Origin of the sequence: Flavivirga abyssicola (assembly GCF_030540775.2) — a bacterium.
GTDB classification, from domain to species: domain Bacteria; phylum Bacteroidota; class Bacteroidia; order Flavobacteriales; family Flavobacteriaceae; genus Flavivirga; species Flavivirga abyssicola.
The window spans coordinates 2,677,980-2,690,790 of sequence record NZ_CP141266.1 but is presented as its reverse complement, the minus strand read 5'-3'; the positions used below and the strand labels follow the sequence as shown (position 1 = coordinate 2,690,790).

The 12,811-nt window shown below is 33.3% G+C and carries 10 protein-coding genes; 5 read left to right on the top strand and 5 right to left on the bottom strand.

From position 1 onward, the window contains the following. Positions 1-34 precede the first annotated feature (34 nt). Together Q4Q34_RS11255 and Q4Q34_RS11250 are read left to right on the top strand one after the other, a co-directional pair. The gene (locus tag Q4Q34_RS11255; protein ID WP_303280501.1) at positions 35-589 is read left to right on the top strand and encodes a sigma-70 family RNA polymerase sigma factor; all 555 of its coding nucleotides are present in this window, start codon (positions 35-37) and stop codon (positions 587-589) included. A gap of 2 nt (positions 590-591) precedes the next feature. Continuing rightward, a complete protein-coding gene (locus Q4Q34_RS11250) occupies positions 592-852 on the top strand; it encodes a hypothetical protein (RefSeq protein WP_303318184.1) in 261 nt (86 codons plus the stop codon). 1 nt (position 853) lies between these two features. Here Q4Q34_RS11250 and Q4Q34_RS11245 read toward each other — a convergent pair whose 3' ends face one another. Further along, on the bottom strand, positions 854-1,687 hold the full coding sequence (locus tag Q4Q34_RS11245) for a UbiA prenyltransferase family protein (RefSeq protein ID WP_303318185.1): 834 nt from the start codon (positions 1,685-1,687) through the stop codon (positions 854-856). A 121-nt stretch (positions 1,688-1,808) separates the two neighbouring features. Between Q4Q34_RS11245 and gcvP the strand changes: the two genes are divergently transcribed. Beyond that, complete coding sequence (gene gcvP, locus Q4Q34_RS11240) at positions 1,809-4,658, top strand: aminomethyl-transferring glycine dehydrogenase (protein ID WP_303318186.1); 2,850 nt, start codon at positions 1,809-1,811, stop codon at positions 4,656-4,658. 113 nt (positions 4,659-4,771) lie between these two features. Then, entirely contained in the window at positions 4,772-5,830 is a 1,059-nt protein-coding gene (locus Q4Q34_RS11235; protein WP_303318187.1) for a 3-oxoacyl-ACP synthase III family protein, read from the top strand. Between the two features lie 26 nt (positions 5,831-5,856). On the opposite strand, the gene Q4Q34_RS11230 is transcribed toward Q4Q34_RS11235, so the two are convergent. Beyond that, positions 5,857-7,320: a lipopolysaccharide biosynthesis protein gene (locus tag Q4Q34_RS11230; RefSeq protein ID WP_303318188.1), complete on the bottom strand. Its 1,464-nt coding sequence runs from the start codon at positions 7,318-7,320 to the stop codon at positions 5,857-5,859. Further along, complete coding sequence (locus Q4Q34_RS11225) at positions 7,317-8,201, bottom strand: glycosyltransferase family 2 protein (RefSeq protein ID WP_303318189.1); 885 nt, start codon at positions 8,199-8,201, stop codon at positions 7,317-7,319. The genes Q4Q34_RS11230 and Q4Q34_RS11225 overlap by 4 nt, the downstream gene beginning before the upstream one ends. 47 nt (positions 8,202-8,248) lie before the next feature. Here Q4Q34_RS11225 and Q4Q34_RS11220 point away from each other — a divergent pair, with 47 nt between their 5' ends. Beyond that, entirely contained in the window at positions 8,249-9,115 is an 867-nt protein-coding gene (locus tag Q4Q34_RS11220; RefSeq protein ID WP_303318190.1) for a glycosyltransferase family 2 protein, read from the top strand. Positions 9,116-9,163: 48 nt separating this feature from the next. Here Q4Q34_RS11220 and Q4Q34_RS11215 read toward each other — a convergent pair whose 3' ends face one another. Then, positions 9,164-11,893: a T9SS type A sorting domain-containing protein gene (locus Q4Q34_RS11215; protein WP_303318191.1), complete on the bottom strand. Its 2,730-nt coding sequence runs from the start codon at positions 11,891-11,893 to the stop codon at positions 9,164-9,166. A gap of 108 nt (positions 11,894-12,001) precedes the next feature. Then, entirely contained in the window at positions 12,002-12,811 is an 810-nt protein-coding gene (locus Q4Q34_RS11210; RefSeq protein WP_303318192.1) for a DNA/RNA non-specific endonuclease, read from the bottom strand.

Genomic DNA, 12,811 nt, shown 5'->3' with positions numbered 1-12,811 from the left:
CTTATTTTTGAAACTCAAAATAATTGATTAGACAATGCCCAATCATCAAATTAATCCTAACCAATGGATCGATTTATATTCCGATTACCTATACAACTACACTATTACGCGTGTTAGCGATAGAGAAATTGCACAGGATTTGGTACAAGATACTTTTTTTGCTGGTTTAAAATCAATGAAAAACTTTAAAGGAGAAGCCAGTGAACGTACTTGGCTAATATCCATTTTAAAGCGAAAAATTATCGACCATTACCGTAAAATAAATTCTAATAAAGGAAAAGCAGAGGTCCGCATTAGTTATAATGATGACTCTGAGACTGAAGGGGATTGGCTGGAAGAACGTGTCGCAGATCCGTTTGATAAAACTGCAGAAGACACGATGCAAAATAGCGAATTAGGTGATGCCATACATAACTGCTTAGGAAAATTACCAGAAAAACAAGCTGATGTTTTTAAAATGAAAACCATTCAAGGTTTTGAAACCGAAGTAATTTGTAATGAATTAAATATTACTGCGTCTAACCTTTGGGTAATCATTCACAGAGCACGTACAGCTATGGCAGATTGCCTAAAAGAAAATTGGTTTTGATTATGAGTAAGAGTAAAATTTTTATTCCATGTGATGATGCAAATCATGTATGCGATAAAACACAATATAAAGAAGCTTCCTTATTGGAAATGATAAAGCTCAACATACATTTATTATACTGTAGAGCCTGTAGAAAATACACAAAAAACAATACAAAGCTTACTAAGGCTATAAAAAGTTCTGAAGTGGAATGTTTAGATAAAAGAAATAAAGAATCCATGAGACTAGATTTTGAAAAGGCTTTAAAAGAGCTTACAGATTAGATTAATAGAATAAGAGCAATAGTATTAGCCAAAAAACTGGTATTCCTTCTACCCAAAACGCACTATAACTTTTTCTTTGTTCTATTTTAGAAAACACAAGAAATAATAGTGTAACACATGTTATTACTATTAAAATAATTATTTGTATCTCATTTATTTCACTTTTAAATAAATCTAAAAAGAAGAATAAGAGCAGTAATACACTTCCAATTATTTTTGTTGGCTTTATTCCTATTTTCTGAGGAATCGTTGATAATTTTAAGCTATCATACCTTAAATCTCTAATTTCAAAAGGGAACATTAAAACTATTATAAAAAGATACCTTTGAATCGTTGTTAATACAACATCAATACTTATAACGTAATTATTATTTATTAGAGGAAGTAGCACGGTAACACCAGCCCAGATCAAGGCTATTAAATAAATTTTTAGACCACCAATGCTTCGTAAATTATGCTGCTTATCCAAAAAAAAGCGTTTAGGTAGAAAAGGAATCGCATATAAAAATGTGATAACTGCAAAACCGCCAATACAAATTAAAGTTATAGAACTTAATTTAAAAGCGTAATAACACATTAAAAGAAAACTAAAAAAAGAAAATACCTGAATCAGTTTTAGCCAATTAGCCAAGCTTCTGTGATGAAACTTTGCGATTCCAAAATACTTAACAAAATTATAACCGGTTATTGAGGCATAAAACACAAAATAGAGTATGTTTCTATCATATGAAATGTCAAACTCTATAAGCGTAATCCATGTTAGCGAAAAAACAGATAAGGCAACATGTATACTACTATTTAAATAGAAATTAAAAAGTTGTTTTATAAATTTCATAATGTAAAAATAGTCAAAGTGTTAATAACGCTCTCAAATGGTTAAAAACTTTCCATTTTATGCAATAAAACACATAAAATATTATGTATTTTTGCGAATTATATAATTAATTTTACTTTTAATGAATACAAACGCTTTTGCATTGCGTCATATTGGTCCTAGAGAAAATGACCAAAACCTTATGTTAAAAACTCTTGGTGTTGATTCTTTAGATCAATTGATTTATGAGACAATTCCAGATGATATTCGCTTAAAAAATGGACTGAATTTAGAAGCCCCTATGACTGAGCATGACTATTTACTTCATATTCATGAATTGTCTAAGAAAAATAAAGCTTATAAAACATATATAGGCCTAGGGTATCACCCAACCATCTTACCCGCCGTAATTCAAAGAAATATTCTTGAAAACCCAGGTTGGTATACGGCTTACACACCTTATCAAGCTGAAATTTCTCAGGGAAGGTTAGAAGCACTTTTAAATTTCCAAACCATGGTTATAGACTTAACTGGTATGGAAATTGCAAACGCATCACTTCTTGATGAGAGTACTGCTGCTGCAGAAGCTATGAGTTTGCTATTTGCTGTTCGTGATCGTCAACAGAAAAAAGCAGGGGTCAATAAGTTTTTTGTTTCAGAAAATATATTACCTCAAACCTTATCGCTATTACAAACAAGAGCAAACCCTATTGGTATAGAATTAGTTGTAGGTAATGAAGACACTTTCGATTTTTCGTCAGAATTTTTTGGAGCCATATTGCAATACCCAGGGAAAAATGGACAGGTAACCGATATTAAAACATTTATAGCCAAAGCAAATGATGCTCAAATTAAAGTTGCTGTTGCTGCCGACATACTTAGTTTAATAAAACTGGAAGCTCCTGGAAAATTTGGAGCTGATGTTGTTGTTGGTACCACACAACGTTTTGGTATTCCTATGGGTTATGGAGGTCCGCATGCAGCCTACTTTGCAACTAAAGAAGCTTACAAACGTGATTTACCTGGTAGAATTATTGGAGTTACCAAAGATAAAAATGGTAATAGAGCCTTACGAATGGCTTTACAAACACGCGAACAACATATAAAAAGAGACAAAGCAACTTCTAATATTTGTACGGCTCAGGTTTTACTAGCTGTTATGGCGAGTATGTATGCTGTATATCACGGTCCTAAAGGCTTACAGTTTATAGCCAATAAAGTTCATAATAAAGCCTCTGAATTGGCCAATGCATTAAAGACATTAGGCTATAACCAAATCAATACGTCGTATTTTGATACCCTTCAAATAAAAACAAAGGCTAAAAAAATAAAAGCAATAGCTAAGGAGAAAAAAGTAAATTTATATTATCCAGACAAAGAAACTGTTATTATAGCAATTAATGAAACGACTTCTATTAGAGATATTAATTACTTAATTTCAGTTTTTGCTGAAGCTGCTAAAAAGGACACTATTACTATTTCGGCTGTTACCGAAGCTAATAATATTTCAGAATCTATACAAAGAACATCTGATTTCTTAACAACAGATGTTTTTAATACATACCACTCTGAAACCGAATTAATGCGTTACATAAAATTTCTTGAACGTAAAGATTTAGCATTGAATCATTCCATGATTTCTTTAGGGTCTTGTACTATGAAATTAAACGCGGCTTCAGAAATGTTACCTCTTAGCTGGTTTAAATGGGGGAATATTCATCCTTTTGCGCCTTTAAAACAAGCTAAAGGTTATTTAACCGTTTTAAAAGAACTGGAAGATCAATTAACAGAAATAACAGGTTTTGCTTCTACTTCTTTACAACCTAATTCTGGAGCGCAAGGTGAGTTTGCTGGACTTATGGTTATTAAAGCGTATCACGAATCTCGCGGTGATCACCATAGAAATATCTGTTTAATTCCGTCATCTGCGCACGGTACAAACCCCGCTAGTGCAGTTATGGCTGGTATGAAAGTCATTGTTACAAAATCGACTTTAGAAGGTAATATTGATGTAGATGATTTACGTGAAAAAGCAGAATTACATAAAGATAATTTATCTGCTTTAATGGTAACATATCCATCTACACATGGTGTTTATGAATCTGCTATTAAAGAGATTACTCAAATTATTCATGATAATGGCGGACAAGTCTATATGGATGGCGCTAACATGAATGCACAGGTAGGACTAACAAATCCTGGCAATATTGGTGCTGATGTCTGTCATTTAAATTTACATAAAACATTTGCTATCCCTCACGGTGGTGGAGGTCCCGGAGTTGGACCTATTTGTGTTGCAAAACAACTCGTACCGTTTTTACCTGGAAACCCCATTATTAAAACTGGAGGTAAAGATGCAATTACAGCTATTTCGGCAGCCCCTTTTGGATCTGCACTAGCTTGTTTAATATCGTACGGTTATATTAAAATGTTAGGAGCAGAAGGTCTAAGAGAATCTACTAAAATTGCCATTTTAAATGCAAACTATATTAAACATCGTTTAGAAGGTAGTTTTGATACGTTATATTCTGGTGAACGAGGACGTGCAGCCCATGAAATGATTGTGGATTGCCGACCATTTAAAGCCAACGGTATTGAAGTAACAGATATCGCTAAACGTTTGATGGATTATGGTTTTCATGCACCTACAGTATCTTTCCCTGTAGCTGGCACTTTAATGATTGAGCCTACCGAAAGTGAAAGTAAAGCAGAAATTGACAGGTTTTGTGATGCCATGATTTCCATTAAAAAGGAAATTGATAATGCTTCTAAAGATGATGACAATAATGTTTTAAAGAATGCGCCTCATACACTAGATATGATAACATCAGACGAATGGTATTTCCCATACTCTCGTGAAGCCGCAGCCTTTCCTTTAGAATATGTAAGAGATAACAAGTTTTGGCCTAGTGTAAGACGTGTTGATGATGCCTACGGAGACAGAAATTTAATATGTTCTTGTATCCCTATTGAAGCCTATGCAGAGGCATAATATAGTCTTTGAACATCGTAAATTAAAATAAAACAAAATTTGCCTTTAATTAAAAACGAGTACCTTGTTTCGGTTACTTATACTACAAATAATTAAAGGCAAATTTTTCTCTCATGAATATTAAGATTACGGGAACAGGAAGTTATATTCCGGAAACCATTGAAAAGAATGAGGATTTTTATGAACATGAATTTTTAAATACTGATGGTTCTGTTATTAATTCTCCAAATGAAGTTATAGTAGAAAAATTTAAAGCTATAACAGGCATTAAAGAAAGACGCTATGCGACGCCTGATTTAAACACATCTGATATCGCTTTCTTTGCTGCTGAAAAAGCTATTGAAAACGCACAAATCAATAAAGAAGATTTAGATTATATCATTGTTGCTCATAATTACGGCGATATTAAACACAATACCGAACAAAGTGATACTGTACCAAGTATCGCTTCTAGAGTTAAACATCTTTTAAAAATTCAGAATTCAAAATGTGTTGGGTACGATCTTTTATTTGGTTGCCCCGGATGGATAGAAGGTGTTATTCAAGCAAATGCATTTATAAAATCCGGTATTGCCAAAAAGTGCCTGGTTATCGGTGCTGAAACCCTTTCTAGAATCATTGATAAGCACGATAGAGACTCTATGATTTATAGCGATGGTGCTGGAGCTGTAGTTATTGAAAACACCAACGAACCAGGGGGTATTATTGCTCATGAGACCGCTACCTTCACATTGAATGAAGCTCATTTTATTTATTTTGGCGAAACTAATAACCATGATATAAATGAAAAGCGTCGATATATAAAAATGTACGGTAGAAAGATTTACGAGTTTGCATTAAACAACGTTCCCTTAGCAATGAAATCATGTCTTGAAAAAAGTGGTATTGCCATAAAAGATGTAAAAAAAATACTTATTCATCAGGCCAATGAAAAAATGGATGAAGCTATAGTAAAGCGTTTCTATAAATTACATAACTTAGATATGCCAGAAAATATTATGCCTATGACCATCGGAAAATTAGGAAATTCTAGCGTTGCAACTGTACCTACTTTATATGACATGATTTTAAAAGGAGCTATGCAAAATCAAAAAATAAGTAAAGGTGATATTGTTATTTTTGCAAGCGTTGGAGCCGGTATGAATATTAATGCTATTGTTTATAAGCATTAATTAATACAAGGAACAATAAGCATGTCTTACGCTTTGATTTTAAAAATTTTATCTATCCAATAATTCAGAGCGTAGATTAACTTAAGCTTAAAAACGATGTAAACCATCGCCAAAATAAACGTGCATGACTTTACTAATATATTAACAACATTATTCTGTATTTCTGGTATCCAATAAAAAACCGTTCCCACAAAAAGAGTTATTACAAATAGATGAAAATACCCTTTATCAAAAGGTAATATTTTAAATTTACTATAGATATAAAATATCTTGAAGAGATTAAAAGCTGTCATGGCAATAAATGAAGCCCAAGCCACTCCTATGATTCCATAATCTGTTAGAATTAAGACGTATAAATTCAATCCAACATTTAAAATCACTAAAATTAAGATTAAAACAATGTTAGTCTTATAATACTTAGAATACGAAATAATCTCAGAACTAAAACCTGTAGACATATTAAATAAAACATTAGCTCCTAAAATGAAGATAATAGGTATAGTATCAACTAATTTATCATATGTTGGCAATAATTTAAAAAACGAATTTATCCCTAAAACAATGGCCCCATAAAGAATAGCTCCAACAAAAAATAAGAGTTTAGCGTTTTCAACATACTTCCTACCGAGCATATCAAGATCTTGATGCTTTATATATTTAGAGACTAATGGCGCATAAATTGAAAACACCCCTGTTGCCGGAATTGCTATTACTGAAGCTAAAATAACCCCAATACTATAGGTCCCATTGGCTTCAAAAGAAAGAAATTCAGGAATCATTAGCGTATCCAGGCGAAAAGCTAAAAAAGACCCAAAACTCCCCAAAAAAGCATAAAAACTATACTTGTAATACTCTTTCCTAGACACCTGTGAAAAGAGTGATTTAAAACTAAAGTCTAAATTAACTCTATAATGTTTAAATATATATATGGATAAACAGCCTAAAAGAATAAAATAAGAGATAACCAGAGCTACTAAGCCTCCTTCAACTTCAAAAAATCCTGATAATAACAAAATAAACACTGTAGGCAATGCTATTTTGGGTATTATTTTTTCAAATAAGGTAGGTATAGACAATTTATTAATGTTTGTTGCCTGACGTTTAAATAGTTCTATAAAAGCTAATGACACACCTATAGGAAAGGCATAATAAACATATTTATAATTTTCTATTATAAAAAAAGCATCTACTAATAGCATACCCAAAAAAAGAACACTACTTATTGTTAATATGGTAGCTATACCATATTTAAATAACTTCTTTTGGTTGTGCTCACTAGCTGTAGGATAAAAATTAATTAATGCTTGTCCAGCACCAAATATCATTATTGGAAATAATAATCCTGCAATGGCATAGATATAACGAAAAATACCTAAAAATGCTTTGTCTTTGGGGTATATAAAAACTGTAGATATAATACCTATGGCTATACCCAAATAATTAATTATAGTAAACCAAAATACTTGCTTTTGTTCACTCGTATTTTTCATCTTTTATAACCTCTCCGTTTTTTTAAAATACTGAAGGTATTCACCTTTAGCATCAAATAATAGATACTCAACTTAAAAAATAATTGTAAAACTTGGCGCAAAGTATAATACTTATAAAAATATTTAGGCAATCCAAAAACGGATTGTAAACCTTTTAAATACGCTTTAAATACGGAGTAATTAATGTTTAAAATCTCGCCTAAAATCTTATATTTAGACTGGATACTGTCTTTGTTAAAATTCCTCCTAATCTCCCTATCGTGACAAATTTTAGCATCTTTTACAATAACAATTTTATAACGATGAAACCGCACTCTATCTACATAATTTCGATCTTCACCATAGTGATTAAACATGGGTTCAAAGTATCCCACTTTTTCAATAACCTGCTTAGAAATTAACCAAGCTGCTGCATTTACAAAAGGGACTTCATCTACATTCTCTGAAATAGTATCTGTTTTTCTATTCCAAAAGGTTTTAAAATTTTCATCCAATACATTTTCATCTCTTGAATAATGAAGTGGACTTAAAATACCATAATTTTCATTAAGCTCAGCAACTTTAATCAAATTTCCGAAAGTTTCAGGGTATATCCATGTATCTTGATTTAAAAGAAAAACATAATCGGCACCTTGTTCTAATGAGGTTTTAATCCCTAAGTTATTAGCTTTTCCAAACCCTAGGTTTTCTTTACTTAAAATTAATTGTACATCAGGAAATGATTTTACGATCTCAGCAGTACTATCTGAAGAATTATTATCAATCACAATAACTTTGATAGGGAATAGCGATTGTTTTAAACTTTCTAAATTTTTAACAAGCCACTTTTCTCCGTTATAGGAAACAATGACAACGAAAATGTTTCTTTCAAAAATATCCATATTACAAAACAAAAATAAAGATATTTGTAAGTTAATGAACTAGATCTATGAATTTTTACATAATCATTCCTGCCCATAACGAGCAAAGCTCTATTGGGGCTACTTTAGACTCTTTGGTTAATCAATCTTTAGAACCAAAACGTTTGGTAGTTGTAAATGATAATTCTACGGATAACACACAGAGTATTGTTGATGTTTATGCAAAAAAACACGATTGGATTCATTTAATAAATTCTAAATCATCTAATAAACATTTGCCTGGTTCAAAAATCATAAATGCCTTTTACAAAGGATATGATGCTTTAGATGATGATTACGATGTGATTTGCAAGTTCGATGCCGATCTCATTTTTCCAAATAATTATTTAGAACAACTATCTAATCATTACAAGAAAAATGAAAAGCTAGGGATGGTTTCAGGCTTCTGTTATATAGAAAAGAATAATCACTGGGTTTTAGAAAACTTAACACGAAAAGATCATATTCGCGGTGCCTTAAAAGCCTACAGAAAAAAATGCTTTCTTCAAATAGGAAAACTCAAACCTTCCATGGGTTGGGATACCGTTGATGAGTTACTAGCTAAATTTTATAATTGGGACATTTTAACTGATGAATCATTAAAAGTTAAACATCTAAAACCAACTGGTGCAAGTTATAATAAAGCTTCAAAATATTTACAGGGAGAAGCTATGTACAAAATGCGTTATGGATTTATGATTACTCTAATTTCGGCTATGAAATTAGCTTACAAAAAGAGAAGCTTTGCTTTATTTAAGGATTATATGTCTGGCTATTTAAAAGCTAAAAAAAGTAAAGTTTCATATTTGGTATCAGAGGAAGAAGGCATATTCATTCGTGATTTACGTTGGAAGGGTATAAAAAATACCTTGTTTTTAAAAAACAAAAGAAGCTAACCTTTTTTTAGCTAACTTCTTTTGTACCATTAACACAACTTAAAATTTTTATTCTACAAGTAGTCTTCTAACTGTCTTAATAGAATGATCTTTATTCGTAACACTAACTAGATAAAGCCCTTGTGGCAATGAACTAACATTAACGTTAATAGTTTTATCATACTTAGATTTAAGGTTAACAGATTTCTTAATAACCTCTACACTAGAAAAATTGTAAATTTTCACTGTAACATCTTCATCGTCAATTTCAGATAGATCAATTTTCAAATTATTTCTAGCTGGATTAGGATGCATCGAAACTGTAACAGATTTACTTTTATTATGATTCGTATAATTTATCAAATCACAAATACCGCTATCGGATGGAAATCTAAAAACTGGTATTGGGTTCGATAAATCATAACAACCAGACAAATCTGTAAAGGCGTTATTTCCTTTCTCGGCTCCACTAACGGTATTGAAACTCAAATGCCAGATTAAACAAACCCCAGGTCCTGCGCCATCAAAATTAACAGCATCAGGTGTTGGTGGTAGTCCTAGAATATTACCTTCAACGTCAGTAACGACCCATTGTGAATTATATCCTTTATCATTATGCAACTTAATTCCTGTTGCAAAATCATCATTACCATCTCCTTCACAAAATAAGTATAACCCTCCAGCTTTGATATGCCCGCCATTAACGTCACATACTGGCTCTACTTTATCATTTCTGATAACTTCAATTGGATTTGACAAGCTATAACAGCCCACTAAATTAGAGGCATTCTTCCCTGCTTCCGCGCCTTCAATGTCGCCATCAAAACTTAAATGCCATACCAAACAAGTTCCCTGTCCTGCTCCATCAAAATCCACAACATATGGGCTCGGTGGTAAACCTAAGATATTGCCATCTGCATCTGTTACGACCCATTGCGAGTTTCCTCCTGAATTGCCTTCTAAAGTTATGGCACCTTCTGGAATATTATCGGCGATATCATCACCTACCGTAAACTCAAATGGCCCGCCTGTTAAGGTACCTCCTTTTGGTTCGTTTCTTACTACTTCAATAGGATTTGACAAGTCATAATCACCCACTAAATCCGAAGCGTTCTTTCCTACTTCTGCGCCTTCAACATCTCCGTTAAAACTTAAATGCCATACTAAACAGGTTCCTTGTCCCGCTCCATCAAAGTTTACGACATAAGGACTTGGTGGCAAACCTAAGATGTTACCATCTGCATCTGTCACAACCCATTGCGAGTTTGATCCCGTATTGCCTTCCAATGTTATGGCGCCTTCTGGAATATTATCAGCTACTCCGTCACCTACACAGTATTCAAACGGTCCGCCAGTTAGGGTGCCGCCATCGACTTTCGCATTGTTTCTAATAACTTCGATAGGATTCGACAAACTATAACAACCTACTAAATCGGAGGCATTCTTCCCTGCTTCTGCACCTTCAATGTCACCATCAAAACTTAAATGCCATACCAAACATGTCCCCTGTCCTGCTCCATCAAAATCCACAACATATGGGCTCGGTGGTAAACCTAAGATATTGCCATCTGCATCTGTTACGACCCATTGCGAGTTTCCTCCTGAATTGCCTTCTAAAGTTATGGAGCCCTCTGGAATATTATCAGCGATATCATCACCTACCGTAAACTCAAATGGCCCACCTGTTAAGACACCACCTTTTGGTTCGTTTCTTACTACTTCAATAGGATTTGACAAGTCATAATCACCCACTAAATCCGAAGCGTTCTTTCCTACTTCTGCGCCTTCAACATCTCCGTTAAAACTTAAATGCCATACCAAACAAGTTCCTTGTCCCGCTCCATCAAAGTTTACGACATAGGGGCTCGGTGGCAAACCTAAGATATTGCCATCTGCATCTGTTACGACCCATTGCGAGTTTCCTCCTGAATTGCCTTCTAATACTATGGTACCTTCTGGAATATTATCAGCTACTCCGTCACCTACACAGTATTCAAACGGTCCGCCAGTTAGGGTACCGCCATCGACTTTCGTATTGTTTCTAATAACTTCAATAGGATTCGACAAACTATAACAACCTACTAATTCGGAGGCATTCTTTCCTGCTTCTGCACCTTCAATGTCACCATCAAAACTTAAATGCCATACCAAACAGGTTCCCTGTCCTGCTCCATCAAAATCTACAACATATGGGCTCGGTGGCAAACCTAAGATATTGCCATCTGCATCTGTTACGACCCATTGTGAGTTTCCTCCTGTATTGCCTTCTAAAGTTATGGCGCCTTCTGGAATATTATCGGCGATACCATCACCAACCGTAAACTCAAATGGCCCGCCTGTTAAGGTACCTCCTTTTGGTTCGTTTCTTATTACTTCTATCGAATTGGATAAGTCATACAAACCTCTTAATTTTGATAGATTCTTCCCCACTTTTAAATTCCTAACATACCACCAATATGATATGTTCCAAATTTTACAAACACCAGCTCCTGCATTCTCAAAATCGAACGGAGGTGCTTTTGGTAAGGCTAAAATATTATTTTTAGCATCTGTAATAATCCATTGCTTCTTTTTACCTCTATCCCCTTTTAAATATACATTTATAGGCGTTGAGTTTCCATCAATGCAAATTATCGTATTATCTTTTGTGCTAATTTTTCCTCCATCTAGATACCTACCTCGCTTTTCTTGCTGAGCATCCAAATTAGAATTCATTAACAAAAAGAGAACAATCAAAAATACATTTCCAGCATATTGGACTGGTAATCCAATACGGCTTAAAAGTCGTTGTTTCTTCATAATATTATTTATTGATTAATTAACTTTTGTAAAACTAAATGACAAAAAAAAATCAAAATGTTAGACAGCTAACATTTTGATTCATAATATTTTAATACTATTAGTACGTTAATTAAAACTCCAGCCTTTATAACTACTTGAAGATTCAAGTTGAGTTTCTAAAGTATCATCTAATTGGGGAAAGAAATCTATTCCTGTTAAAGCTTCAATAGTATCTACAGAAACAACAAATTCATATAATGGAGCATTCGACTTTTTATGCGGCATTAAAAACGCTATCATTTTTGTTTTACCAGAATTATTATCGATTAATACTTTATAAAATTGATTTGGAACGGATACCTCATCATTACCTATAGCATCCATTTCTCCTTTTAAAACACCTCCTGTAACTACAAAAACACCATCATATTTCCTTGCCCAATAGCGTACTTTCTGTTCTAGTTTGTTCCAAATACCAGAATTAAATTGGTGCTCTTGCGGGCTGATATTACTTGTTAAAAATGTTTCATCATGAGCTATTTTACTGTACCGCTTATCTCCTGCTGGACACAAATGTCCGCGGTCATACCCAGAATTTTTGTAACTCCTCCAGTGTGCCGCACCTGTTTTTACCGCTTTATCTATTTCAAAATAAGGGCGTTTAAAATTACTATTTGATAAATGGGATTTTTTTAATTCATAGGCAACCCACTCTGCCTGCTCATGTGGTTCACTATAAGACAATGAGTACCCCTCATGATGAATTATTTGACCTGTAGTACTGGTAGGTAAAAAATATTCATTTGTATTATTTTTAACTTCTTTACCAGTTTCAACAATCTGAATTGTTGCTTCTTCCTCTAAAAAATACTCGTAGCCATATATCCCAAAAACAATAAGGATTGCTACTAGTGAGTAAATTATCTTTTTATTCAT

Excerpts from the sequence above, each read along its gene's own strand:
- Q4Q34_RS11255 (WP_303280501.1), top strand. The coding sequence starts at position 35 with ATGCCCAATCATCAAATTAATCCTAACCAATGGATCGATTTATATTCC.
- Q4Q34_RS11250 (WP_303318184.1), top strand. The coding sequence starts at position 592 with ATGAGTAAGAGTAAAATTTTTATTCCATGTGATGATGCAAATCATGTA.
- Q4Q34_RS11245 (WP_303318185.1), bottom strand. The coding sequence starts at position 1,687 with ATGAAATTTATAAAACAACTTTTTAATTTCTATTTAAATAGTAGTATA.
- gcvP (WP_303318186.1), top strand. The coding sequence starts at position 1,809 with ATGAATACAAACGCTTTTGCATTGCGTCATATTGGTCCTAGAGAAAAT.
- Q4Q34_RS11235 (WP_303318187.1), top strand. The coding sequence starts at position 4,772 with ATGAATATTAAGATTACGGGAACAGGAAGTTATATTCCGGAAACCATT.
- Q4Q34_RS11230 (WP_303318188.1), bottom strand. The coding sequence starts at position 7,320 with ATGAAAAATACGAGTGAACAAAAGCAAGTATTTTGGTTTACTATAATT.
- Q4Q34_RS11225 (WP_303318189.1), bottom strand. The coding sequence starts at position 8,201 with ATGGATATTTTTGAAAGAAACATTTTCGTTGTCATTGTTTCCTATAAC.
- Q4Q34_RS11220 (WP_303318190.1), top strand. The coding sequence starts at position 8,249 with ATGAATTTTTACATAATCATTCCTGCCCATAACGAGCAAAGCTCTATT.
- Q4Q34_RS11215 (WP_303318191.1), bottom strand. The coding sequence starts at position 11,893 with ATGAAGAAACAACGACTTTTAAGCCGTATTGGATTACCAGTCCAATAT.
- Q4Q34_RS11210 (WP_303318192.1), bottom strand. The coding sequence starts at position 12,811 with ATGAATAAAAAGATAATTTACTCACTAGTAGCAATCCTTATTGTTTTT.